Below are 25141 nucleotides of genomic sequence, written 5' to 3'. Positions count from 1 at the left end.
GGGGCTGAACCGGCCCGCCCGCACGCCCCCGCCCGGAATCGTTGGGAGAGAGACTCGATGGGCGCCGACCACACCCGGCCTGCTCCATCCGCCCCGCCCGGGGTGCGACGGATCCTCGTGGCGACGGTGGTGCCCCTCTTCGTCGCCACGCTGATCGCCGCCCTGGTGCTGTGGCCGTGGGACGCGCCCGACCCCGCGGCCGGCACCGAACCGCCCCGGCAGCACGGCACGGTGACGCGGGTGGTGACGGAGCCGTGCCCACCGGCCCCGGAAACCCCGGAGGGAGGCCCGGACGGGGCGCAGGGCCCCTGCGGGACGGTCACCGTACGGGTGGACGACGGCCCCGCCGCCGGTCAGCAGGTGGAGACGCCGGTGCCGGCCGGTCCCGGCGCGCCGGCCGTCGCCGTGGGCGACGAGATCATCCTGGTCCAGCTCACCGACCCCGCCGACCCCTCGATCAGCACCTACAACATCGCGGAGCACCAGCGCGGCAAGCCGCTGGTCTGGCTGGTGGTGCTCTTCGCGGCCGCGATCGTCGCGTTCGGGCGGTGGCGCGGGCTGGCCGCGCTGGCCGGCCTGGCGGCGAGCTTCGCCATCCTGCTGACCTTCGTGCTGCCCGGCATCAGCGCCGGGAGCCCCCCGCTGCTGGTCGCGGTCGTCGGTGCCGCCCTGATCATGTTCGTGGTGCTCTACCTGACCCACGGCGTGACCGCACAGACCTCGGTAGCCGTGCTCGGCACGCTGGGCAGCCTGGTGTTGACCGGCGTGCTGGGCACCATCGCCACCGCCGCGACCCACCTGACCGGGTTCGGCTCCGAGGACGCCACCACGTTGTCCGTGCTCCAGGTCGACGTGGACCTGCACGGCCTGCTGCTGGCCGGGATCATCATCGGATCTCTCGGCGTACTCGACGACGTCACGGTGACCCAGGCCGCCACGGTCACGGAGTTGGCGCACGCCAACCCGGGGCTGTCCCGGATGCAGCTCTACCGCGCGGCGACCCGGGTCGGCCGCGCCCACATCGCCTCGACGGTGAACACCATCGTGCTGGCGTACGCCGGCGCCTCCCTGCCGGTGCTGCTCCTGCTGACCGCCGATTCCCGGGCGGTGACCCAGATTCTGACCAGCGAGTTCCTGGCCCAGGAGATCGTCCGCAGCGCGGTCGCCACCCTGGGCCTGATCGCCGCCGTGCCGCTGACCACCGGGCTGGCGGCCGTGGTGACCACCGCCGGGCGGCGCGGCGGTGAAGTTTCCGAGCAAGCCGAACCCCCGACCACGCCGGCTCCCCGACCGGCGGCCGACCGGTCCGAGGCGCTGGAGGCGCTCGGCGGGGCACGCGCCACGGACCCGACTGCCACCGCCCGCAGCGGATGGCCCGACGGGGGCAGGAGTACGGAGACCGCATGGTGACACCACGCAGTGTGACGGGTCGGGACTTCGATCCTGATAAACGCGTCACTGGTCACCCTCCGCCGTCACGAAATGACGCATTTAGTCGGCTTAGGGACGTAGATCCCAGGAAGGCCTCTCGGGTAATCTCGCTGCCGGTCACCGCCGAAGGCGCGCAGCGGCGCCTGCGGTGCCACCGCCCAATCGCCGCAAGGCGAGCCGGGGACCCAGGCACGTGGGGTGAATCCGCGACAGCGGTAGGGGCCACTTCCGCCCCGAACCCGTCAGCTAACCCGGTCGGCGGTCGACGGAAGGGAAAACTGTGACGGCACCCCTACGCCGCTGGTTGACGCCCGTGGTGGCCGTGTTCGCCGCCCTGGCGGTCTTCGCCGGACCCCTTCCGGCGGTGGCGGCGCCCACCCCACCCAAACCCTCGGGGCACGGGGACGACGAGCCCAAGCTGCTCGACGACCTGATCGAGGCCCGGACCCGGTCGTACGTGCAGGCCAAGGCGAAGCTGGCGAAGTCGAAGAAGCGCCAGCTCGAACTGGCCCTGGAGGTCGACCGGTCGCAGGCCCAACTGGACGCGCTGGCCCCGCAGGTGAGCCAGATCGCCGCCCAGTCCTACCGGACCGGGCGGATCGGCGCGGTGTCGATGCTGCTGGGCACCACCGACCCCGACTCGTTCGTCCAGCGCGCCGCCGCCCTCGACGAGCTGAACATGGTCAACTCCAAGAAGCTCGCCGAGGTGAACGCGGTCAAGACCCGCGCCGAGCAGGCCAAGCTGGCGCTCGACGCCGAGGTCCGCGAGCAGGCGAAGCTCGCGAACGAGTTGAACCGCGGCAAGCGCGAGGCGGAGAAGGCCCTGGCCCTGGTGGGCGGCAGAGGGCTGACCAAGGGCAAGGTGGTCGCCACCTCGCCGGTGGCCAGGATGGCCCCGGGGCGCACCGCCGACGGCGACTGGAAGCCGCTGGGCTGCACCGAGAACGACCCCACCACCTCCGGCTGCATCACGGCACGCACGCTGCACATGTACAAGGAGGTCAAGCGGGCCGGCTTCAACCGGTTCGTCGGTTGCTACCGCTCCGGTGGGCCGTACGAACATCCGAAGGGCCGGGCCTGTGACTGGTCGTTGCAGAGGAGCGGCTTCTCCCCCTGGCACAACGACGACACCTACATGTACGGCAACAACCTGACCGCGTTCCTGGTCCGCAACGCCGACCGGCTCGGCATCTACTACGTGATCTGGAACCGGCAGATCTGGTTCCCGACGACCGGCTGGAGTTCCTACAGCGGCCCGTCGAACCACACGGACCACGTCCACGTGTCACTGCTCTAGCCTCTGCGACACAGCAGGGCCGCCCCGATCCGTCCGGGGCGGCCCTGCTGTGTCGTGGGGGGGCGTCGCCAGGCGAGCGGCCGGCCGGGGAGCGTGCGGGGCCGGGTTCGACGGATGGAGTCAGGCGAGCGCGGCGCTGGCGGCCGGCTCGGCCACGTCGACCGCGTCAGCGGGCACCCCGGCCACCGTCCGCACCTCACCGGCGGCCAGGCGGTACGACATGCCGACCACCGCGCACCGCCCGGCGGCCACCTCGGCGGCGAGCACGGCGGAGCTGTCCACCATCGCCTCGACGGTGTACGCGATGTGGATGTCGACGATCCGGTCGATCTCGTCCACCCCCTCGGCGGCGGCCCGGCGCAGGCTGGGCACCACGGCCTCCACCACGGCGCGCAGGTGCCCGCCCGGCGGGTTGCCGGTCGCGTCCGCCGCACGCGCCGCCTGGACGGCACCGCAGGAGTCGTGCCCGAGCACCACCACCAGCGGCGTACGCAGCACCGTCACGGCGTACTCCACGCTGCCCAGCACCTCGGGGCCGATGGTGTGCCCGGCGGTGCGGACCACGAAGAGGTCGCCAAGGCCGCGGTCGAAGATGATCTCGGCGGCGAGGCGGGAGTCGGAACAGCCGACGATCACGGCGAAGGGGTGCTGCCCGTCGGCGACCGCCGCGCGGTGACCGGCGTCCTGGTTGGGATGGCGCGGGGCGCCGGTGACGAACCGCCGGTTCCCGGCGTGCAGCTCGGCGAGTGCCTGCTCACGCGTCACGGGCACGGCGAACGGGTCACCGCTGGTGTCCGGCACGGGGAGCGACCGCTCCGGGCCCGGTTGAGTGCCTGGCGATCCGGGACGGCTCATCCCGCCACCTCGCTCCCTGACGTGCACGACCTGGTCACCCGGGGCCGACCCTGGACGCGGGCTGCCACCACCGTCACACGCAGCGCAAGGTACGTCAAGGGATGCGTGATATGCATTTCATATGTTGGTCGGGCCCGCACAAGCGGACCACCCAAGCTTCCCGCGAGGGCACCCGGCGGGCCCGAAACGCGCACCATACGATGGCGGGCATGGCGACGACAGGGGAGCACGGGAGCACCCGCAACTGGACGTTCCTCACCAACCACGGGCACGTGCTGCTCGCCATCGCCCGCAACCCCACCGCCCGGCTCCGGGACGTCGCCGACGAGGTGGGCGTCACCGAGCGGGCCGCCCAGGCGATCGTCGCCGACCTGGAGGCCGAGGGCTACCTGCAACGCACCCGGGTGGGGCGGCGCAACGAGTACACGCTCAACCCGGCCGGGCGGTTCCGGCACCCGGCGGAGGCGGACCGACAGGTCGGCGACCTGCTCGCGCTGTTCGCCGAGGAGTCGCCGGCGCCAGCCGGGGACGGCTGACGGCCACCGCCTGCCGAGGTGCGGCGGGCGGCGTCCCGGTCCACGGCGGTAATCTCACCGCGTGCGCGAGAGTTTCCGACCGGGCGGGACCGAGCCGGCCCGCCAACCCGGGCGCGGCGCCCGCGCGGTCCTCTGTGGAGCGGCCGCCCTCCTGCTCGGCACCACCGTCGTCGCTCCGGCGCCCGCCTCGGCGGCAGTTCCCCGCTGCGGTCCCGCCGGCACGCCCGCCCCCGCCGGGACGCCGTGGCCGCTGCAACGACTCGAACCGTCCGCGGCCTGGCGGATCTCCCGCGGCGCCGGGGTCACGGTGGCCGTCATCGACTCCGGCGTCTCGGCCAGCCACCCCGTGATGAGGGGGCAGGTCGCCGAGGGCCGGGACTTCAACGGCCTGCCCCAACAGCAGGGCCGCTGCGACCTGGCCGGGCACGGCACGATCGTCGCCGGCATCATCGCCGGCAAGGAGGTAGCCGGGTCGTTCAGCGGCATCGCCCCGCAGGCCAGGATCCTTCCGGTACGCGTACTGCCCGACACCAAGGCCACCTCCGACGAGGGCCTGCCCGGGCAGATCGCCGCAGCGATCCGCTGGTCGGTGGAGAACGGCGCCGACGTCATCAACCTGTCGCTGGTGACCCTGAACCAGTCGGATCTCGAAGCTGCCGTCCGCTACGCCCTCGACAAGGGCGTGGTCCTGGTGGCCGCCGCCGGGAACCGGCAGGAGAACCAGCGGGACCTGGCCGCCTACCCGGCCGCGTACGACGGGGTGATCGCGGTCGCCGGGGTGGACCAGGAGGGCGGCCACGTGGGCAGCTCGGTGGTCGGGGACTACGTCGACATCGCGGCGCCCGGGCTGAACATCCTCGGCCCGGCCCCCGGCGGGCAGGGCTGGCTAGCCGAGCCGCAGGGTGGCACCAGCTTCGCCGCCGCGTACGTCTCGGGCGCGGCGGCGCTGGTCCGGGCCGCCCATCCCGACCTCGACCCCGAGCAGGTGGCCGACCGGCTGATCCGGACGGCGGACAGCCCGCCCGAGGGAAAGAACGCCGAGGTCGGCTACGGGGTGGTGAACCCGTACCGGGCCGTGACGAGCCTGCTCGGCACCCGTACCGACCCGCCGGCCGGCGCGATGCCGCCACCGCCCTCCACGGCCGACCCGCTGGCCTGGCAGCAGACCGTCGCGCTCTGGACCGCCGCCGTCGGCGCGCTCATCGCCGGCCTGCTGCTCTCCGTCAAACCGATCGTGCTTCTCGGCCGGCGCCGGGGCTGGCGCCCGGGTCGCCGCCCGTCCGGCACCGACACCGCCACGGCGGGCTGACGCCCGCCACGGCGCCTGGCGATTCGCACGCCGCCCGGTCGGCCGTGGCCCGCCGGCCCCTGTCCCGGGCACGCGGACGCAAGTCGTCGGGCCGGGTCGCAACAGCGCTGAGCGCCGCCCACCGACGAGGTGGACGGCGCTCAGGCGAGGTCGTCAGCGCAGGATGCCGGGCGTGCCGCCGCCGTCCGCGCCCCAGACGTCTTCGTCCTCCTCGAGCCAGGTGTTGCGAGCCGACTCGTCCTCGCCGTAGCCGGCGCCACCGCCCATGCCGGCCATGCCACCGATGCCGCGTGCGCCCTTGGCACCCGCGCCGGCAGCAGCGCCCGCGCGCCCGCCGCCACGACCGCCCGCGCCGGCCCCGGCGCCACCCATCATCGGGCCCATTCCGCCCGCGCCGAGCTTGCCGGCCCGGCCGCCACCGCGGTTACCGCCGGCCCCGGCGCCGCCCATCATCGGGCCCATGTTGGGGCTCACGGGACGGCCGAGCGAACCGCCGCCGGGGATCATGCCCCCGCCCAGCCCGCCGCCACCGCCGCCGAGCCCGCCGCCGCCGAGCGACGAGGTGCCCGGCAGGCCGCCGCCACCGCCACCGCCGAGGCCGGGAACGGTCGAGGGCCCGGCACCAGCAAGGCCGCTGCCGTAGTCGTCGGCGAGGCTGCCGGTGCCCGGCGGCTTGTAGCCGTCGCCCGGGTTGTAGCCGCCGTTGTCGAGGTCGGGGTGGGTACCGGGCCCGATGGGGGTCGTGGTGGGCATGTCGGGCTTGCCGATCGACGGCGGGCCGCCGAGATCGGGGCTGCCGGTGTTGGGCATCCCACCCATCTTCGGCGCGCCGCCGAGGGGCCCGGCACCGGGGCCACCGCCCAGGTCGGGCGTCTCCACCTCCGGGGTCTTGGTGGTGCCGGGCGTGGTCTGGCCGGGCGTGCCGGAGTCGATCGTGGTGTATTCGCCGCTGACCTGGTTGTAGACCTTCTCCGCTTCGCCGGACTTGTCGTTGAGCCAGTCGGCGAGCGAGGTGAGCGGGTCGAGAAGGCCCAGGAAGTCGGGCTTGACCTTCATCTCGAACAGGCCGGTGTCGATCACGAGCCGGCCGTTGCGCGCCTCCAGCACGTCGTTGACGCAGCTCGCGGGGATGGGGAACTCAGCCTGCGCGGCACTCAGCTTGTCCGCCGCGGTCTTCAGCGACTGGACGATGCCGTTGTGCTTCTCGGCGTCGTCGACGACCCGGCCGGCGTCCGTGGCGATCTGCTTGACGTGGGTCTTGAAGGACTCGTACGCCGGGCCCTTCCACACCTCACCGAGATCGGTGACGTTCTTCTCCAGGCTGTCCTTGACGGCGGTCACGTTCTTCAGCAGCTGCTCCCAGCCCAAGGCGGCGCTGGTGACGTCGCCCGGCCTGCCCGCGACGACGATCTGCTGGCACATCTCTTCCCAGCTAGGCATCCTGTCACCCTCCCGTTCAGCCGTTGGATCCGCTGGCGGCCTGAGTGAAGGCGCGCTCCATCTCGGCGGCCGACATGGCGTTGGCCTTCTCGGCCGTCTCGTAGTTCTCCTTGACCTCACGAAGAGCGTTGGCTGCCGCGTAGAGATCGTCGGCGAGCTTACGGACGCTCTGCTGCGTGCTGGTGAAGAGACTGCCGTGCTTCCGGGCCAGGTCACCGGCCCGGTCGAAGGCGCCCAGCGGGCTCGACGCCCCGCCCACACCGTTCATGCCACTCGCCGCGGCCGTGCCGCCCATCTTGTCCTGGATTTCCACCATCGTGTATGACTGCTTGTTCAGGAAGGAGGCGTGCGACTCGAGCCACTCGATGGCGCTGTCCAGGCTGGACGCGTCCCACTCCGTGTTGTCGCCGCTCTCGCTCGCCCCCGGCACCAGGCCGGAGGGGGTCTCCGCCCGGTTGACGTTGTCCATCGTGATGCCGCTGATGTGCACCGTGGGCACCGCCGGGCTGAGGGGCATGTACGGAGTGTCCACCCGGATCTCTTCCGGCTGCTCCGTCCTGTCCACCCGTGGGCGCGTTTCGTCCGTCATCGGTTCCTCCCCGTCGCCGACTGACAATCTGGCTTACTGCTGGTGTCCGCCGGGTGCCGGCGGGGGTGGGGGTGCCGTCGGCGTGGCGCCGGGCGACGGCCAGGCGCCGGCCTGGGGCGCTGGCGGCACGCCGTACGGGCTGGGTCCGCCGGTGGGCGTCGGGCCGTACCCGGGCGGGGGTCCCGCCTGGGGCGGAGCGGGCGTGCCCGGCGGCGTTCCGCCGGGCGGCGGATAACCGGGCACGCCGAACTGCGGGTTCCCCGGCACTCCCCGGGGGGCCGGTGGGTAACCGGGGGACTGCGGATAGCCGGGCGCACCGAACTGCGGGCCGCCGGGCGGCGGGTAGCCGGGCGGGCCCGTTTGCGGGCCGCCGGGCGGCGGGAATCCGGGCGGGCCGGCAGTCACCTTCCGCCGGGACCGCCGTACCAGGACGATCACGAGGATCACCAGCGCGATGGGCACGAGGAGGCAGAGCGCCCCCTGGACCAGCGCGCCGCTGTCCTTCTTCATGCTGATCGACACCGCCGGCCCGTCGTCCGCCGACGGCGTCGCCGCGCCCGCCGACGGATCGGCACCGGTCGCGGCGCCGAGCAGCGGGTGCTTGTCCACCGCCGGCACGGACCGGGTCAACGCGGCGATCGGGTCGACCGCGCCGAAGCCGTACTGGGCGTCACGGCCGGTCGGGCCCTTGTCGCGGGCGGTGCGGACGAGCCGGTTCACCACGTTGGCCGCGTCGAGATCCGGGTGCTTCGCGCGGACCAGCGCCGCCACCCCGGACACGATGGCGGCGGCGTCGCTCGTGCCGCTGCCGATGCCGTAGCCGTTCGACGAGACCGACGCGGACCGGGGAGAGATGATCTTCTCCATCGGCGCGGCGAGCACGGCCTCCCGGCCGGTGACGCTCTCCGCGAAGAAGTTGCCGTTCTTCGCCAGCCCGGTCACCGCGATGACACCGGGGATGTTCGCGGGGCTGGTGACGACGCGGTCGTTCTGCTTGCGGTTACCGGCGGAGGCGACCAGCACGACGTCCTTGTCCAGGGCGTACCGGACGGCCGCGACCTCCTCGGGCGTCGCCGCCGTGCCCGTTCCGACGGACATGCTGATCACGCCCGCGCCGGCGTCGGCCGCCCAGCGGATGCCGGACGCGAGGTCGCCCGAGTCGAAGGAGTTACCCATCGCGACAGGCAGGATCTTCGCTTCCGGGGCGATGCCCAGATGACGCATGGCACCCCCGCCCCGGGACGCGATGATCCCCGCCATCGCCGAACCGTGGGCCGCCTTGGTGTCGTCGTCACGGCGACCGTCAGCCGCCGTGCCGGCCGCCACTCCCTTGCCCGGCAGCACCTGGCCGCGCAGGTCGGGCAGGTTCGCGTTGACGCCGGTGTCGATGACGGCGACGGTGACGCCCTTACCCTTGGTGATCTTGTGGGCGTCGGGAATCTTCAGCGTGTCGAGATACCACTGGAGGCCGCGCACCGTGTCGGCGCGGGCCGGAGCCGGCGCGGCCAGTGGACCGGAGCCGGCGCCGACGGCCAACGCCAGCACGGCGACGGCCAGCCTGAGCTTCGGCCGCGAAGGCTTCCTCGCACGCATGATTCTCCCGGGAGCTATCGGCGCACAATGCGATGCGGCTCCGGCCCGGTCGAACCGGACCGGAGCCGCGTCGGCGATCGTGTCAGTTCCACGCCTTGGCGTTGCTCATCTCGGTGCTGACGTAGTTCTCGCGGGCGATGCCCACGGCGCCACCGATGTCGTTCAGGATCTTGTTGATGTCCCGGACGGCGGCGTCCCACTGCGCCTGGTGCTGCTCGTAGGCGGCACGGTCCTCACCGTCCCACTGGAGCTTCGACAGCATCGACCGCAGCGTGTCGAGCTTCTCGTCGATGGTCCGCGAGATAGCAGTCATCTGCTGGTTGCTGCTCTCGAGAACCGCGTAATCAACCTTGATGCTCATGAATTCCTCCCCTGCTCGTGTCGGCAGATCACGGGTTGAGTGCAGAGTGGAACTTGTCCAGCATCTGCTGCTGCTCTTCGTCGTTGACCTGGTGCGTCGTACCCGACTTGTCGAGCAGGTCGGCGATGTTGTCCATCGCCGTCAGCAGCTTGCCCGTGTCCTCGTTCCAGCGCTGCATCAGCGACTGGAAACCGGTGGACGCCTGCCCCTTCCAGGCGATGGCCAGGTCGTCGACCACGTTCCACAGCTTCTTCAGCTCGCCGTCGACCTCGCTGCGCGTGGAGCGCACGTCACTCGCGGCGGTATGTAGAGTCCCTGCTTCGACCTCGAACGCCATGCTTCACACCCTTCCGTCATCTTGTGGCGGCGCAGTTGCCGCGTCCCTCCCCCGCGGCAAGGCGAACACCCCACCGACGGACACTCAGTCAAGACCGTAGCGGACGCTGTCCAGTCCGCGCAGCCCTGCCCCACATGGCGCCACAACCCGCTTTACCGGGCCGTACCTGTCACGAGGAACGGAAGTACGAGCGGACGTGCAGCACCAGGCCCACCAGCAACAGAACGCCCAGGATCGATGTCAGCACCCACTGCGTCGCGTCGTCCGCCAGGCTGCCGAGAGCCGCCGCGAACGCGGCCAGGCAACTGAGCAGGACGATCTCCGCCAACCGCCGGGCCAGCTTCGAGTGGGTCACCTGCGCGACCAACCCGAGCACGACGAAGACCGGGATCGCGACCAGTGCGTACACGAACGCCTTTGTCTGCCACACGGTGCCGCCCACCTTCCGTTCGGCCGCTCAGGCCGTGTAGAACCCCGAATCCTGCACCCAGTCGATCTTGATGTCCTTGATGTCGGGGTCGGGCCCCGTCGCGAAGCCCGGCTTGGACTCGGTGGTGAACTGGTGCGCTTCGGCGCCCCGGAACGAGCTCGTGATGGTGGAGAGCGCCGACCCGACCTCGGTGAAGACGAGCGCCATGACCGCCATGGCGATGGTCAGCCCCGCCACCCCGATCGCCTGCGCCACCGCCTGGCCCCCGGGGATGTACTGGATGGCCACGGACGCGATCACCGCGATCAGGACCGTCCACAGCACCTGGTTCAGGGAGTCGATCACGCCGTTGTAGTGATCCATGAGGCCCTGCAACGAGTCCTTGTTCGTGGTCAGCGCCGCGGCGAGGGCCGAGACCTCCTGGCCGAGCTGCTGCACGAACTTGTCGAAGGCCTCGCGGTCCTCGAAGTTCCACTCCTCGGCGGACGGCGGCACGCTCTCCATCGCCTTGCCGAACTGGTCCCCGCCCAGGTACTTGGCCGCCTCGTCCCAGTTCTTGATGGCCTTGGCGATCTCTTCGTTGTCGAAGGACTCAAGGTGCACGATGGCCGCGAGGAGGACCGCGCTGCCGGCCAGCCAGACCCAGTTCGCCCGGGCCGCGGCGATCAACGTGCGGAGTTGCGCCAGCTGCGCCGGAACCGGCGGCGGCGTGGGTGCCGTCATCAGAGCCTCCCTGCGTTCCGCGCCCGCGGGGTCACTTGACCACCCACGGCTGGTCCGACTTCTCCCAGTTGGCTGCGGTCTTCTTGAGGTTGTCGGCAGCCTTCTGCAGGTGCTCGATGCCGGTGGTCAGGTTGTCGACGTGCTCGTCGATGACCGCATTGTGCCTGTTCACCGTGCCGATGCCCAACAACGTCATGCACATGCCGGACAGCTTGACCTGGTCCAGCTTCTCCTTCGCGTTCCGCAGGAAGGCCTTCGGGCCGTCCTCGGCCGCCAGCTTCTTCGCGGCGCCCTCAATCGCGCCGACATCGACCTTGTTCGCCACTGGCTCGCCTCCTCGTCAGCCGCGCAGCCGGCGCAGCGGGTCGTTGATGTCCACCCCGAAGTGCTTGAACCACTCCTCCGGGGTGACCTTCCCCGCCTCGGCCCGCCGGACCAGGTCCGTGCCGCCGACCATCTCCTCCACCAGCTCGCGCTGCCGTTCGGCGTGCGCGGCGTAGGCGGCGTCGATCGCGCCCTGGAGCGACTCGACCAGGCTGAAGCTGTCCAGCCGCATGGCCCGGGGATCGAGCTGGATGTCGCCGACCTTCATGTCGCCGTCGACCGTGACCTGGACCAGGCCGTCCGGGCTCTCCCCCGTCACCCGCAGCTCGGCGCGCTGCTGCTGGAAGGTCTCCAGGCGGCGCTGCTGCTCCTGCGCCTGCCGCAGGATCCCCTCGAGACCGGCCGCCGCTCCCGGGCCGGGCGTCCACGATGTACTCAACACGGTCCTCTCGTCGGCTGCGACGCTCGTGCCGCAGGCTACCGGATGCCGTCACGCCGGGCGGTCCCCCCGCAGGCCGCGCCGACGGCGGTGGTCCTGTCAGCCTGGCTCCGACCAGGCGGTCTGGATGAGCTGCTGGCCGTCCCGCCGGCGCACCAGCGTGCCCCGGCCCGGCGGCTGCGGGCTCGGCCGCAACGTGCCGAAGACCGCGCCCTCCTCCCGGTTTCCGGACATCAGCAGGCCGGGCTGGTCCAGCTCGCGCAGGCGTTGCAGGACCGGCTCGTAGAGCGCCCGGGCCACGCCACCCACCCGCCGGGTGATGATCAGGTGCAGGCCGATGTCGCGGGCCTGGGGCAGCAGCTCGTGCAGCGCGCTGAGCGGGTTGTTTCCGCCCGAGGCGACCAGGTCGTAGTCGTCGACGAGGATGTAGAGGTCGGGCCCCTTCCACCAGCTGCGGTCGCGCAACTGGGCGGTGGTGACCTCCGGGCCGGGCAGCCGGTTGGACAATGCGCTGCGGATCGACCCGAGCCCCTGCGCGAAGACCTGGTTCGACGGCGCGTAGTCGAGGAGGTGGTCCCCCTCGACCGCACCGAGCAGACCGCGCCGGTAGTCGGCGATGACCAGTCGGGCCTGCGCCGGCGTGTAGCGCTCCATGATGCCCCGGGCGATCAGCCGCAGCACGTTGGTCTTGCCGCACTCGGCGTCGCCGAAGACCGTCAGGTGCGGCTCGTTGACGAGGTCGAGGTAGACCGGGGCCAGCGCTGACTCGTTGACGCCGATCGGCAGGCCCGGCGCCGACCGGTCGACGACCCGGGCCAGCTCGCTGACGGCCAGCTTGCGGGGCAGCAGCCGCACCTTCGGGGCCGGCCGGCCGGGCCAGGCCTCCGCGACGTGCCGGGACAGTGCGACGGACGCCTCCGTCAGGTCGTCGATGTCGCGCCGGCCGTCGATCCGCGAGATGGCGGTCAGGAAGTGCAGCTTGTCGCGGGTGAGGCCGCGCCCCGGCGAGCCGGTGGGCACGTTCGCCGCCGCCCGCCGGTCGATCTCCGACTCGTTGGGGTCGCCGAGCCGCAGCTCCAGCTTCGTGCCGAGCAGGTCCCGCATGTTGATCCGGATCTCCGCCCACCGCACGGCGGTCAGCACCACGTGCACGCCGAAACCCAGGCCACGGTTGGCCAGGTTGGTGATGGTCTGCTCCAGCTCCTCGTACTCCTGGCGCAGGGTGTTCCAGCCGTCGACGACGAGGAAGACGTCGCCGAACGGGTCGTCGGCGAACTCGCCGGCCGCCCGACGCCGGCGGTAGCTGGCCACCGAGTCGATGCCGTGCTGGGCGAACCGGTTCTCCCGGTCGTCGATGACGGCGACCACCTCGGCCACCGTACGGCGCACGGCCTCGGTGTCCCGCCGCCCGGCCACGCCGGCCGTGTGCGGCAGCCCGTCCAGGCTGCGCAGCGCGCCACCGCCGAAGTCGAGGCAGAAGAACTGCACCTCGCGCGGGGTGTGGGTGAGCGCGAGCGAGGCGAGCATCGAGCGCAGCATCGTGCTCTTGCCGCTGAGCGAGGCGCCGACGATCACCACATTGCCGCCGGCGCCGGAGAGGTCCACCAGCATCGGGTCACGGCGCTGCTCGTACGGCCGGTCGACGATGCCCACCGGAGCGGCGAGCCGCCCGCGACCGCGCCACGAGGCGGTGCAGAGGCCGTGCTTCGGGTCGACGCTCAACGGCGGCAGCAGCTCGCCCAGGCCCGGCGGCTCGGCCAGCGGCGGCAGCCAGACCTGGTGCGCCGGGCGGCCCCGCCCCTTGAGCCGGTCGATCAGCACGTCCAGCATCGCCACGACCTTGCCGTCGGCGGGCTGCTCCGGCTCGGGCGCGTCCGGCACCGGCAGGGTCGGGTTCTGCACCGGCACGAAGTCCACCCCGTAGCGGACGATCCGGCGCTGCACCAGCGCCCGCGACGACGCGGCGGCCTGGCCCGGCGCCCGGTAGGGCCCGGACACGTACGCGGCCCGGAACCGCAGCATGGTGCTGGTGTCGGTCTTCAGGTACCCGTGGCCGGGGGCGCTGGGCAGCTCGTACGCGTCCGGCACGCCGAGCACGATCCGGCTCTCCACCGCCGAGAAGGTGCGCAGACCGATCCGGTACGACAGGTGGGTGTCCAGGCCGCGCAGCTTGCCCTCCTCCAGCCGCTGGCTGGCCAGCAGCAGGTGCACGCCGAGCGACCGGCCGAGCCGGCCGATCATCACGAAGAGGTCAATGAAGTCGGGCTTCGCGGCGAGCAGTTCGCTGAACTCGTCACAGATGATCAGCAGGCTGGGCATCGGGTCCAGCGGCTCGCCGGCCGCCCGGGCCTTCTCGTAGTCGTAGCGGGAGACGTAGTTGCCGGCGGCCCGCAGCACCTCCTGGCGGCGGTTCATCTCGCCGGCCAGGGCGTCCTTCATGCGGTCGACGAGCGTCAGCTCGTCGGCCAGGTTGGTGATCACCGCGCTGGTGTGCGGCAGCGCGTCCAGCGAGGCGAAGGTGGCGCCACCCTTGAAGTCGACAAGGACGAAGTTGAGATCCTCGGAGGAGTGCGTCACGGCCAGCGCGCCGACGATCGTCCGCAGCAGCTCGCTCTTGCCGGAGCCGGTCGCGCCGATCACCAGACCGTGCGGGCCCATGCCCTCGTGCGCGGACTCCTTGAAGTCCAGCTCCACCACGTTGCCGTCCGGCCCGAGACCGAGCGGGATGCGCAGCCGGTCGCGGTGGCTGCGGGGGCGCCAGGTCTGCTGCACGTCGACGGTCGCGGCGTCCCCGACGCCGAGCAGGTCGGGCAGCTCCATGCTGCGCGCCAGCGGCTCGTCGGAGGTGGTCTGCTGCTGGGAGAGCCGGTACGGGGCGATCTGCCGGGCCAGCCCCTCGGCGGCGGACCCGGTGAGCCGGTCCGGCCGGCCGAGCCGGGACGTGGACGTGCCCCGGACCAGGTCCAGGGAGCTGCCGTCGCCCACGTCGAGGCAGAGCAGCCAGCGGCCGGCGTCGCGGGGCACGGTGCCGGACAGGTCGATCACGGTGGCACCGAGCAGCCCCGGCCCCATGAGCTGGCAGGTCGCCGAGACCTCGCCGCCGTCGATCACCACGACAAGGTGCGCCGCCGTCGTCAGCGGCTTCGCCTCCGGGGCGAACCGGGGCCGGCCGGCCAGGTCGCCGGCGAGCGCCTCCTCGGCCTCGGCGAGACTGGCGAAGACCATCCGGCGGGCGCCCGCCGCGTCGTTGCGGGCGGTGTGGTGGTTGTGCGGCAGCCACTTCACCCAGTCCCAGGACGGCTGCCGGTCCGGCGCGGCAACGATCGCGACGACCATGTCGTCCGGGGCGTGGAAGGTGACGAGCTGGCCCAGCGCGGCCCGGGTCAGGTCGAGCACCGGTTCCCGGTCGCCGCGCAGCACCACCCGGCTGAACGCGCGCACCGAGAGCGCGGTCGGCAGGTCCGGCACGGTCGAGTGGGCGCGGACGAAGCGACGCAGCGCGATGGCGCTCATCGGCTCCAGGTCCTCGACCGGCTTGGTCTCCGGCGGGACGATCTCCACGGCGAGGCGCTGCGGGCCGGTGGCGATCCGGGTCTCGCCGAAGTCGTCCTCGGTGATCCGCCGCTCCCACAGCCGGCGGGAGGCGGCGATCGACCAGAGCGCGTCCGGCTCCGGGTGCCGCCAGGCCATCGCCGCCCGCTGCTGCTCGGCGGCGCGCCGGGTGCGCTTGCGCATCTGGGCCAGGTAGCGCATGTAGTCGCGCCGGTCGGCGTTCAGCTCGGCCTTGTCGTTGTTGCCGTGGCTCAGCGACCCGAGCGCCATGCCCAGCATCGAGACGCCGAAGAGGCCACCGGCGATGTAGGTCATCGTGCCGCCGCCCCGGCCGGCGTAGAGGAACGCCATGGCGCCCACGCCGCAGACCATGGGCAGGATCATCAGCAGCTGCCCCATCCCGCGTGGGGTCGGCTCGGGCAGCTCCGGAGGTGACTCCAGCAGCACCTCGCCTCGCGGCAGCGCGGGCCCCGGTTGACGCGGGAGCCTGCGGAACACCACCGTGCTCACGGCTGTCTCCTCCCAGAAGCGGCCCTGTAGAAGTTCGGTGAGCGACCGGAGTCGTCGGGTGGGCATCGTACGTGCCCGCCATCGTAGGTAATCTCCCGTGGGCGTCAGGAACCCCGTGCGCCGGCACCGCCGGCCAGGGGTGATCGTAGAGAGCGCGAGGAGGCCACTGTGGCGACGAAGACGGCGACCGGCGGCCTGAGCCGGATCACCATCGTGGCGCCCCGCACCCGGATGGATCTCGCGCTGCCGTCGGACGTGCCGCTCGCCGACCTGCTGCCGACCCTGCTCCGCTACGCGGGTGAGGACCTGGCCGACGAGGGTGTCCGGCACGGCGGCTGGAGCCTGGCCCGGCTCGGCGGTCAGCCGCTGGACGGTGGCCGCACCGCCGCACAGCTCGGCATCCGCGACGGCGAGGTGCTCTACTTCAACCCCCGCTCCGCCACCGCACCGGAGATCGTCTTCGACGACGTGGTCGACGCGGTGGCCACCGCCACCAACCAGCGCCCGGGCGCCTGGCAGGTCGGCACCACCCGGTCCTTCGCGGTGCTCTTCGCCGCGGCGGCGCTCGGCGCCGGCGCGGTCGCGGCCCTGTTCACCGGGCCGCCGCACCTGCCCGGCGCGCTGACCGCACTGGTCGTCGCGGTCGCCCTGGTGGTCAGCGCGGCCGTGCTGTCCCGGGCCGCCGCCGACAGCGCGACCGGGTCGGCGCTCGGGGTCGTCGGCCTGGCGTACGCGGGCGTCGGGGGCCTGCTGCTGCTCGCCGGTGACCGCCCGCTGACCGAGCTGGCCGCACCGCACGTGCTCATCGGCGCGACGGCGGTGGTGGTCTGTGCGGCGGTGGCCGCGCTGGCCGTGGGTGACCGGCTTCCGCTCTTCTTCGGCGCGGTCGCGGTCGCCGCCGCCATCGGTTTCGGTGCACTGGTCAGCCTGGCGTTCGACATCGACGCGCCGGCCGCCGCCGCGATCGTCGCCGCGGTCGCGTTCGGCGCGGTGCCGGCGCTGCCGATGGCGTCGTACCGGCTGGCCCGGCTGCCGGTCCCGTCCATCCCGACCGGCCCCGACGACCTGAAGAGCGACACCGAGTCGGTGGACGGCCGGCAGGTGCTCCAGCTCAGCGAGCGGGCCGACGAGTTCCTGACCGGCCTGCTCTGGACGGTGTCGCTGCTGGTGCTCGGCGCCCAGGTGGTGCTCGCGCTCGACGGCAGCCTGCCCGCGATCCTGCTCTGCCTCGTACTGTCGCTGCTGTCGCTGCTGCGGGCCCGGCCGTTCCTCGGTCGCGCCCAGCGCACCCCGGTGCTGCTCGCCGGCACCGGCGGGCTCGGCCTGACCGCCGCCGCCACGTTCGGCGGCGGCTCGACGGCCGTCCGCCTCGGCCTGATCCTCGGCGGCCTGGTGTTCGCGGCCGTGGTGAGCCTGATCTACGGGCTCACCGTGGCCGGCAAGCGGATCTCCCCGGTCTGGGGTCGGCTGCTCGACATCGTGGAGATCATGCTGATCATCGCGCTGGTCCCGCTGGCCGTCTGGGTCGTCGGCCTCTACGGCTGGATCGTCAACCTCCGGCCCTGACCCGAACCGCCGTCCCCGGGCCGGTGGCGCCGCCCGCCCGTGTCGGCCGGTCAGTCGGGTCGGTCGGGGTCAGTCGGTCGGCGGCAAGGTGCTGACGACGGTGGCGACCGGGGCGGTCGCGTAGACACCGGGGCCGTGCTGGCCGTCCACCGGGCGGGCCGGGGCGCCGCACCGGCGGGCCACCTCCCGCACTGCCTTGACCAGCGCCTCCACGTGGTCGTCAAGCGCCGCCACGCGGAGCATCGGCGGGGCGACCCGCCCGCCCGGCAGCACCACGGCCGCCAGGGTGTGCGACGGGGCGGACGTGGCCGTCACCGCGTCCACCAGCGGGCCGAACGGCGCGTCGGCCCGGGGCCGCAGGGTCAGGCAACGCTGGGTCCAACCGCCGCCACGCAGCCCGGTCCAGGTCTCCGCCGAGGGCGTCTGCGCCAGGTCCAGCCCGGCGGCCGAGACCACCGCCGCGCGCAGTTCGTCGCGGCTGAGCGGCCGGTGGGCGAGCCCGGCCGCGGTCAGCGCCTTGCCCAGCCGGCCGATCCCGGCGGACAACGTACGGTGCACGCCGGGCATCCCACCGCCACGGCTGACCGTCTCGACGCGGGCGTCCCGCACGGAGAGCCGCAGCGCCACCCAGACCGTCCGGTGGGCCGCCGGCGGTGCTCCCGGCGCGGGGTACCAGACCAGGGTGTGTGAGACCACCTGGGCCCGGGTGACCGGGCCGGTGAAGTCGGCGAGGACCCGCAGGGCCCGGTCGACCACCGACGCCTCGGCCGAGCCGTCGGGCGCCCCGGTGCGGCCCTGCACCGCCACCGCCGCGAACCAGCCCTGCGCGTCCTGGCCGATGCCGAGCCGGGTGCCACGATCTGTGAGTTCTATCACAGTCAGCTCCGGAGCCAGGGCGGCCAGCCTCGGATCGGCCCCGCCGCCGGCCGCGACACTGCTCTTGGCCGCCTCCCGACGCCGCCGCAACCGCCGGCGCAGCAGCAGGTCCTCGTACCACCAGCGGCCGCCACGCCGGGCGAAGACCGCGACCACGACCAGCAGCGACAGCGCCGCGACGGCGCCGGCCAGCCCGACCGGCCCGCCCAGCGCCGCCCAGACGGCCAGGGCGCAGAGTTCCAGCACGACGAGCTGCCCCACGGCCACCGGCCCGATCCGGCCACGGTCGCGCCGGTCGGCCGGTACGACCGGCCGCTGGGCGACGCCGGACGGCTGCGGTGCCGGACGACCGGGTGGCGCCTGAACCTGCGTCATCGCTGACAGTCCTTTCTGGACGGCTGAGCGTTCGCCGGATCGGGTCGGGCGCTGGTCACGGTGACCCGTCGACGGCCCCTTATCGTAGGGAAGCCCGCGACACCGACTCGGACCTGCTCGTCGCGGACCCACCCCCCGCCGGAGGTAAGTCATGCGGACCCGCCGCGATCAGGTGCAGGCGTACCGCTTCGTCACCCGCCGGATCGTTTCGGCGCTGCTGTCGGGCGACCCGGAAACCACCAACCTGCCGATGCGGCGGCTCGGCATGGCGGTCTTCGGCAGCGTGATCGCCGCGGCCGTGGTGCTCGGCGGCGTCGGCGCGTACGGGCAGTTCACCGGCAACACGGCGCCGCTTGAGCCGAACACCCTGGTCATCGAGCGGGAGACCGGGGCGACGTACGTCTTCGTCGACGGGCAGCTCTACCCCACTCTCAACTACGCCTCGGCCCGCCTGATCATCAACGAGCCGGCCCCGCAGGTACGCACGATGTCCCAGGCGTCGATCCGGGAACGGCCCCGGGGCCGCACGGTCGGCATCGTCGGCGCCCCGGACGCCCTGCCCGACCGGAAGTCGCTGACCGGGCTGCCCTGGTCCGTCTGCGACGTCCCGGATCCGGCCGGCCCCGGCAACTCCCGTACCCGGGTGGTGATCGACCGTCCGCTGCCCGGTGGCGTGCCGCTCGGCGACCGGGCCGTGCTGGTGGAGGCCGCCGGCCAGCGGCACCTGCTCACCGGCAACGCGCGGTTGCAGGTGACGGGCGGCGACTCCGCGCTCGCCGCGCTGCGGATGGCCAACGCGCCCCGCCTGCCCGTGGGGCAGCAACTGCTCAACGCCGTGCCGGCCGGGCCGATCATGCGCAAACCGGTCATCGCCGGCGCGGACGAGGCCAGCACCCTGACCGAACGCCCGGCCAAGGTCGGCCAGGTCTTCCGGGCCGCGGGCCAGCACTACGTACTCACCCGGGAGGGCCTCTCCGCGATCGGCGAGATCAGCGCGCTGATGCTGCTGCGCGACGGCGGCCAGGTCACCGACATCACGCCGGCACAGGCCGGCAAGCTGCTGACCGACCAGCGGGCGGAGGAGGCCGGCATGCCGCAGGCACTGCCCGCCCTGCACCCGGTCAGCGAGGGCCGGACGGTGCTCTGCGCGACCTACCGGGCGGGCACCGCCGGCGGGCCGCCCACCACCACGCTGGAGGTCTTCGACCGCGTACCGCAGGAGCTGACCACCGCCACCACCGGCGCGATCCCCGTGCGGCAGACCGGGCGGGACGGTGTGCGTACCGCCGAGGGCGTGCTGCTGCCCGGCGGCAAGGGCGTGCTCGTGCAGGCCATGCCCGGGGCGGGCGAGAGCGGCGCGGCCGCCCCTGGCGCCACCGTCTACCTGATCAACGCCCTCGGGGTCCGGTACCCGCTCGGTGTCGGCGCCATGGCGGCGCTCGGCTACGAGGGGGTCACGCCGCTGGCCGTACCCGCCTCGCTGCTGGCCCTCGTGCCGACCGGGCCGACTCTCTCGCGGGACGCGGCGCTCGCCCACTTCGCGCCCGGCCCGGCGCCGTCGGCCCGCCAGACGAAGCCGCCGGCCAGCCCGACCGCCAGCCCGACCGCCAGCCCGACGACGAGCCCGTCGGGTGGGCCGGCGACGCCCTCCGGCGGGCCGGCCTCGAACGCCCCGTCCTCGCCCCGCGCGTCGTCCTCCGCAACCGGCGCGTCCTCCCCCACCGCCAGCGCGGGTGGCTGAGTTCGCACCCGCCGGATCGGTACCGACGGCGGGTCGCCCGACTCGCGCCGGTCGACTAACCTGATGCCTGCCAACGGCTATCGACGATGACTACGGGGATGCTGCCATGACCGGGCGCACGACAGTCGACCTGATGTCCCTGGAGGACTTCCACCAGAAGTTGGCCAACCGGCTGACCGAGGCGGAGAAGGCGTTGCGGAAGCTGAGCACGGAGATGCAGTGCCGGCCGCCGGCGCTGGGCTCGTTCGCCGACGCCACCCAGAACGCTCGTCGCTACTCGGAGATCCACCAGTCCTACGTGGACCAGGTCGACCGGCTGCGCGCCGCGGTCAAGGCCGCGCAGAGCGCCACCGGGACGATCCTGGCCAACTACCGCACCGCCGAGGCGCGCAACGCGGCCAACGCCGCCGACATCACCGGGGCGCTGAACGGGGTGGACGACGCGTTGAAGGGGAAGGAGGACCCGCGTGTCTGAGTACACCCAGCGCTACGAGCCCGTCAGCCACCAGCAGCTCTACGACGGCGTGATGGCCGGCCAGCCGGGCCAGATCGACGGCGTCAGCGCGCAGTGGACGGCGCTCAAGGGCATTCTCGACGGGCTGTCCCGCGAGCTCAGCGGCGACCTCGACAAGCTCGCCAACACCTGGACGGGCTCGGCCTCGCAGGAGTTCCAGCGCCGGCTGACGCTCGTCACCGACTACGCCGACAAGCTCGGCGAGGGCATGGCGGACATCAGCCGGGGCCTGAACCTGATGGCCGCCGACCTGCGCACCGCCCGCGCGCAGGCCGAGAGCCCGGACGAGACCGACGACCACGACAAGGCGGCCTCCGGCGCGCTCAAGGGCGCCGTGTTCGGCGTCCCGGGCGTGGTGATCGGCGGTCTGCTGGGCCACCAGCAGGACAAGGCCGAGCAGGAGAAGGCGCACAAGCGCATGGTCAACGTGGTGGCCGAGTTGGCCGCCGGCTACGACCTCTCCGCGTACGGGCGGATCGTCCCGCCGCCGCCGCCGGACCCGGACATCCCGGGTGACCCCAACCGCGACCCCTCGACGACGCCGCGGGGCGGCCCGCAGGTCAGCACCCCCACGGCCGCGCCGAAGACCAGCGGCCTCAGCGGAAGCACGGGCGGGGTCACCGTGGCGGCCCCCGACCGCCCGAGTGCCGGGCCGGGCGGCGGGGGTGGCGGCTCCGACACGGTCACCACCACCCCGGGCACGGTCGGCGGTGGGCAGTCGGGCAACGGCAGTTCCGCCGTGGTCGCCGGCACCGCCCTCGCCGGCGCGACCCTGCTCACCTCCCCGGTGACCGGTGTGGGCGGGCCGGGTGGCACGGCGACGGCTTCGGCCGGCTCGGGCCTCCAGTTCGGCCCCCAGGGCGGGCCGAGCAACGGCGTGCTCGGCACCGGCGTCCTCGCCGGGTCGGCCGGCACCGCGTCGACCGCACCGGTCCGGTCCGCCGGCGGCGCCCCGCTGGCCGACAACCGGGCGGCCACGGGAATGGGACGGCGCTTCGACAACGCCCGCGACGCGGCTCGGCCTGGCGCACGTGGCGCGGCTGCCGGGGCGAACCGCCTCGGTGTCCTGGGCGCCGGCCAGGGGCCGCACGACGAGGACGCCGACAGCCGGCTGACCTGGTTGACGGAGGACGAGATGGTCTGGGGTAACGACGCGGACGCGGCTCCGCCCGTGCTCGGCACCGACGGCTGACACCCCTCGCACGACGACGGCCCACCCGGCGGCTCGCCCGCCCGTGGGCCGTCGCACGTCCGGAGGGCTCGCATGTCCGGAGGGCCGCCGCACGCCTGGAGGGCCGTCGCACGTCCGGCGCCGGTTCCGCCGTCCGGCCGGACCGATGGCCGCCGACGATCCGCTTAACGGTCCATTCCGGACATAGTGGTGACGGTCACCCCATCCGGGTCGTCGCCACGCTGCATGGGCCGGACGCGGACGATAGGTTGGACGGGTGCCGTCCGTAGCGTCCGACCCGTTCTGGTCGGTCACGCTGCGTTCACTGCGCGAGCTGACCCGACTCGCGGTCGCCGCACTGGTGCTGGCCGTCGGCCTCGGAGGCGCGACCGCCGCACCGGCCCCGGCACCCGCCGACGCCCTCGGCTCGGTCGCCACGAGCGTCGCGCAGCCGCCACACCGGGATCCGGCAGCCGAGCAGGTCATCGACACCGCGCCTCCGGTCGCCGGCACCACGGCCCTGCCGGAGTTCCCTCGGGCCGACATCCCGACCGACGTCTCCGTCGTTGCGACCGGCCACCCGAGCGCCCATCCGGTCCAGCCCGGTCGCGGCGCCCCCGCACGGCGCGGCCCGCCCACCGCCTGACCCGTCGGCCAGCGCCGCCGCGCCGGTGCGTTCGTGACGCGGCGGGGGTCCGGCCGGGCTCTCCCCGGCGATGCCGTCCAGCACCGGCACCCGGACGCCGAGCTCGCCGGCCACCGCGGTACGCCCCGTACGCGCCCACGCCCATCCGCCCGTCCCACGGGCACGACCACGCCGAATCCCCTCGATCGATCGCGAGGTGCCGACCATGCAAACCGTGCTCTCCTCCGTCCTGCTCGACGTGCCCCGGGCCGCCGTGATCTGGCTGAGCCTGCTCGGCGTCGTCGCCGTCACCGTGGCCGGCCTGGTGCTGCGGCCCGGCCGGCTCCGATTCGACGTCGGCGCCCGGATCCGGCGTGCCGCCATGCCTAGCGAGCTGGAACGGGCCGAGGAGGCGCGCGACCGGTCCCGGTACGCGGAAGAGGTCGCGGTGGCCGCGGAACGGGCCGCCACCACCGCCGCCCGGCTGCGTGCCGAGTGGCTGACGGCGCAGGAGGAGGTCGAGGCGGCCTGGCAGGCGTACGAGGCCGCCGAGGCGGATGTGCGCCGACTCGCGAACGCCGAGGCGATGCCCCTGCCGCGTACCGTCCGGACGCCCGCCGAGTACGCCGAGCGAGAGCGCTTCATGCACCGGGCCGCCCTCGACGCGTACTGGCGGAAGGAGCTGTCGGTGGAGCAGCTCAGTGACGTCTTCGCGCACCGCGACGGCTGGGATCCCCGCCTGCACCCGGTCGAGCAGGAGCTGGTGCTGCGCCGGGCGGTACGGGACAACCTGCTCGCCCGGCAGCGGACGGCTCGGGCGCGGGAGCAGGACGCGTGGCGGGCCGCCGAGGCCGCCGTCGAGGCGGCGCGCAGCCTGCGTGCCGAGGCGTTCGCCGCGACCACTCGTCGCCCGGAGGAGTCGCAGTCGCTGCTGCCGCTGCTCGACAGCGCCGGAGCGGCCGAGCAGACCCGGGAGTTCCCGGTCGTGTCCGGCCGGGAGGCGGCGCGGGGCCGGGCGGCCGTTCCCGCGTACTGATCCGGGCGGAAGTGGTTCCGCTGGGCTAGCGTGGCGGTATGTCCAGGGAGGCGTGGATCGTCGTCGGAGTCGTGGCGGTCGCCACGCTGATCGGCGCGGTGCTGCTGGCCGTCCGGGTGGTACGCACCCGCCGACTGCTCGGCACGCTCGGGGTGAACGGCAAGGTCGCCTTCTACGGCGCCCTGCTCTACACCGTCCTACCGATCGACCTGCTGCCCGACCCCATCTACCTGGACGACATGGCGGTGCTGACCGGCGCGCTCATCTACCTCGGCCGGCTGGTCCGGCAGCGACGCGCCGCGCACACCCCGCTGGCCGGCCGACCGGACGTACCGTCCGACGACGACCGGACCCACCGCCGCGTCCCATGACCGACGCTTCACCGCCACCCACACCCGACGTCCCCGCACGCCCGAAACCGGACACCCCACACACCCGCCTGTGACCCGCCGCGCGACGCGCACCCCCATCCCCCACCCCCTCCGCGCCGATCTTGCAGTTACTGCCCCCGGAATGAGCCTTGTGTGGCTTTTGTCGGGGCAGCAAGTGCAAGATCGCGGTGGATCGGGGAGGGCGTGCGGACCAGGCCGGGGGCCGGAATGTCCGCCGGAGCAGGGCCGTTGCATCCCTGAGACGCCCCGCGGGTCGATCCGCCGCGCGGTCTGTCGGAGTCCCTCGCCGAGCGCCTCTCCCGGTGCTAGCGCCTCCGGTCCCCCCGGAGGCGTCAACCCCCGATTGGAGCCCGACCATGAACCCGATCGTTCGAAAGAGCGGCCTCTCCGTCGCCGGCCTGCTGGTGGCCGGCGGGTGCCTCGCGGTTCCCACGGTGGCCGCGCACGCCGCGCCGGTGACGACCACTCCGGTGGGCTCGGTACGCGCCGACAAGGACAGCCGCACCGACAAGGGCGCCCGCGCCGGCAGGCGGGCCGAGCGCACCGTGGGCATCGAGTACCAGGCGCAGCCCAACTTCTACTACTGCGGGCCGGCCGCGACCCGGATCGCCCTGTCGGCGCTCGGCAAGGCACTCTCGCAGGACGAGGTAGCGAAGCGGCTGGGCACCACCGAGGCCGGCACCGACTCGGCCCTGGACACGACGCGGGTACTCAACGAGCTGACCGGTGGCCGGTACCGGACGACCGAGATCCCAGGCCCGGTGGCCAGGCCGGAGCAGGTCGACCGGCTCCGGTCGGACGCCGTCGCGGCCCTCGACGAGGGCCGGCCAGTGGTGGCCAACATCAAGGGCACCGCCGTCGACACCGCCGGCAACCCGCACTCGTACGAGGGCGGGCACTACCTGACCCTGGTGGGCTACCGGGACGGTGGCGAGCTGATCCGGATCGCCGATCCGGCTGCCCCCGAGGCCGAGTACTGGATGGCCCTGGACAAGGTCGCCAACTGGATCGCCGAGCGCGGCTACTCCTCCTGATCCAGCACACCGACGAGATCCAGCACCGACGGATCCATCACCGACAAGGGCCGGCCCTCACGCGGGGCCGGCCCTCGCGCGTCCC

Annotated in this window: 24 protein-coding genes and 1 riboswitch; of the genes, 12 read left to right on the top strand and 12 right to left on the bottom strand. The window is 73.3% G+C overall.

Annotated elements, in window-relative coordinates; genetic code table 11:
- Positions 1–57 precede the first annotated feature (57 nt).
- Positions 58–1410 (top strand): YibE/F family protein, encoded by a 1353-nt coding sequence (locus ABZ809_RS03820; RefSeq protein WP_357560866.1) that lies wholly within the window; start codon positions 58–60, stop codon positions 1408–1410.
- A gap of 166 nt (positions 1411–1576) precedes the next feature.
- Positions 1577–1708, top strand: a riboswitch (cyclic di-AMP (ydaO/yuaA leader).
- 3 nt (positions 1709–1711) lie between these two features.
- Positions 1712–2728: a hypothetical protein gene (locus ABZ809_RS03815; protein ID WP_357560865.1), complete on the top strand. Its 1017-nt coding sequence runs from the start codon at positions 1712–1714 to the stop codon at positions 2726–2728.
- 120 nt (positions 2729–2848) lie between these two features.
- Here ABZ809_RS03815 and ABZ809_RS03810 read toward each other — a convergent pair whose 3' ends face one another.
- Complete coding sequence (locus ABZ809_RS03810) at positions 2849–3583, bottom strand: carbonic anhydrase (RefSeq protein WP_357560864.1); 735 nt, start codon at positions 3581–3583, stop codon at positions 2849–2851.
- A 200-nt stretch (positions 3584–3783) separates the two neighbouring features.
- Here ABZ809_RS03810 and ABZ809_RS03805 point away from each other — a divergent pair, with 200 nt between their 5' ends.
- The gene (locus tag ABZ809_RS03805) at positions 3784–4119 is read left to right on the top strand and encodes a MarR family winged helix-turn-helix transcriptional regulator (RefSeq protein ID WP_357560863.1); all 336 of its coding nucleotides are present in this window, start codon (positions 3784–3786) and stop codon (positions 4117–4119) included.
- A 61-nt stretch (positions 4120–4180) separates the two neighbouring features.
- Positions 4181–5428, top strand: a complete 1248-nt coding sequence (mycP, locus tag ABZ809_RS03800; protein WP_357560862.1) for a type VII secretion-associated serine protease mycosin — start codon at positions 4181–4183, stop codon at positions 5426–5428.
- Positions 5429–5581: 153 nt separating this feature from the next.
- Here the strand turns inward: mycP and ABZ809_RS03795 are convergent, their stop codons facing one another.
- From ABZ809_RS03795 to eccCa, 10 genes are all read right to left on the bottom strand, one after another.
- Positions 5582–6868, bottom strand: coding sequence for a hypothetical protein (locus tag ABZ809_RS03795; protein ID WP_357560861.1), 1287 nt, complete (start codon positions 6866–6868; stop codon positions 5582–5584).
- Positions 6869–6884: 16 nt separating this feature from the next.
- Positions 6885–7457, bottom strand: a complete 573-nt coding sequence (locus tag ABZ809_RS03790; protein ID WP_357560860.1) for a hypothetical protein — start codon at positions 7455–7457, stop codon at positions 6885–6887.
- A 33-nt stretch (positions 7458–7490) separates the two neighbouring features.
- Complete coding sequence (locus ABZ809_RS03785) at positions 7491–9050, bottom strand: S8 family serine peptidase (protein WP_357560859.1); 1560 nt, start codon at positions 9048–9050, stop codon at positions 7491–7493.
- A gap of 82 nt (positions 9051–9132) precedes the next feature.
- Complete coding sequence (locus ABZ809_RS03780) at positions 9133–9411, bottom strand: WXG100 family type VII secretion target (RefSeq protein ID WP_357560858.1); 279 nt, start codon at positions 9409–9411, stop codon at positions 9133–9135.
- Between the two features lie 28 nt (positions 9412–9439).
- Positions 9440–9748, bottom strand: coding sequence for a WXG100 family type VII secretion target (locus ABZ809_RS03775; protein WP_357560857.1), 309 nt, complete (start codon positions 9746–9748; stop codon positions 9440–9442).
- A gap of 169 nt (positions 9749–9917) precedes the next feature.
- Positions 9918–10178 carry a hypothetical protein gene (locus ABZ809_RS03770; protein ID WP_357560856.1) on the bottom strand — a complete coding sequence of 87 codons (261 nt, stop codon included), beginning with the start codon at positions 10176–10178 and terminating at the stop codon, positions 9918–9920.
- Positions 10179–10205: 27 nt separating this feature from the next.
- Complete coding sequence (locus ABZ809_RS03765) at positions 10206–10901, bottom strand: hypothetical protein (RefSeq protein WP_357560855.1); 696 nt, start codon at positions 10899–10901, stop codon at positions 10206–10208.
- Between the two features lie 31 nt (positions 10902–10932).
- The gene (locus ABZ809_RS03760) at positions 10933–11226 is read right to left on the bottom strand and encodes a hypothetical protein (protein ID WP_357560854.1); all 294 of its coding nucleotides are present in this window, start codon (positions 11224–11226) and stop codon (positions 10933–10935) included.
- Positions 11227–11241: 15 nt separating this feature from the next.
- Positions 11242–11667 (bottom strand): YbaB/EbfC family nucleoid-associated protein, encoded by a 426-nt coding sequence (locus ABZ809_RS03755; RefSeq protein WP_357560853.1) that lies wholly within the window; start codon positions 11665–11667, stop codon positions 11242–11244.
- 96 nt (positions 11668–11763) lie between these two features.
- Positions 11764–15726 (bottom strand): type VII secretion protein EccCa, encoded by a 3963-nt coding sequence (gene eccCa, locus ABZ809_RS03750; RefSeq protein WP_357560852.1) that lies wholly within the window; start codon positions 15724–15726, stop codon positions 11764–11766.
- 168 nt (positions 15727–15894) lie between these two features.
- Here eccCa and eccD point away from each other — a divergent pair, with 168 nt between their 5' ends.
- Positions 15895–17292, top strand: a complete 1398-nt coding sequence (gene eccD, locus ABZ809_RS03745) for a type VII secretion integral membrane protein EccD (RefSeq protein ID WP_357560851.1) — start codon at positions 15895–15897, stop codon at positions 17290–17292.
- A gap of 69 nt (positions 17293–17361) precedes the next feature.
- On the opposite strand, the gene ABZ809_RS03740 is transcribed toward eccD, so the two are convergent.
- On the bottom strand, positions 17362–18543 hold the full coding sequence (locus ABZ809_RS03740; RefSeq protein WP_357560850.1) for a type VII secretion protein EccE: 1182 nt from the start codon (positions 18541–18543) through the stop codon (positions 17362–17364).
- A 151-nt stretch (positions 18544–18694) separates the two neighbouring features.
- Between ABZ809_RS03740 and eccB the strand changes: the two genes are divergently transcribed.
- The 7 genes from eccB to ABZ809_RS03705 all read left to right on the top strand — a co-directional run bounded on the left by eccB (position 18695) and on the right by ABZ809_RS03705 (position 25056).
- Positions 18695–20284, top strand: coding sequence for a type VII secretion protein EccB (gene eccB, locus ABZ809_RS03735; protein WP_357560849.1), 1590 nt, complete (start codon positions 18695–18697; stop codon positions 20282–20284).
- A 106-nt stretch (positions 20285–20390) separates the two neighbouring features.
- A complete protein-coding gene (locus ABZ809_RS03730; RefSeq protein ID WP_357560848.1) occupies positions 20391–20759 on the top strand; it encodes a hypothetical protein in 369 nt (122 codons plus the stop codon).
- Complete coding sequence (locus ABZ809_RS03725) at positions 20752–21990, top strand: WXG100 family type VII secretion target (RefSeq protein WP_357560847.1); 1239 nt, start codon at positions 20752–20754, stop codon at positions 21988–21990. Before ABZ809_RS03730 ends, ABZ809_RS03725 begins: the two co-directional genes overlap by 8 nt.
- A 256-nt stretch (positions 21991–22246) precedes the next feature.
- Positions 22247–22615 (top strand): hypothetical protein, encoded by a 369-nt coding sequence (locus tag ABZ809_RS03720; RefSeq protein ID WP_357560846.1) that lies wholly within the window; start codon positions 22247–22249, stop codon positions 22613–22615.
- A gap of 205 nt (positions 22616–22820) precedes the next feature.
- Entirely contained in the window at positions 22821–23630 is an 810-nt protein-coding gene (locus tag ABZ809_RS03715) for a hypothetical protein (protein ID WP_357560845.1), read from the top strand.
- 38 nt (positions 23631–23668) lie between these two features.
- Complete coding sequence (locus ABZ809_RS03710; RefSeq protein ID WP_357560844.1) at positions 23669–24001, top strand: YkvA family protein; 333 nt, start codon at positions 23669–23671, stop codon at positions 23999–24001.
- A 377-nt stretch (positions 24002–24378) separates the two neighbouring features.
- A complete protein-coding gene (locus ABZ809_RS03705; protein WP_357560843.1) occupies positions 24379–25056 on the top strand; it encodes a C39 family peptidase in 678 nt (225 codons plus the stop codon).
- Positions 25057–25141 lie beyond the last annotated feature (85 nt).

Origin of the sequence: Micromonospora sp. NPDC047074, assembly GCF_040643815.1 — a bacterium.
Lineage (GTDB): Bacteria > Actinomycetota > Actinomycetes > Mycobacteriales > Micromonosporaceae > Micromonospora.
Note: the sequence above shows the minus strand (reverse complement) of the source record. Positions and strands in the feature narration are given on the sequence as shown.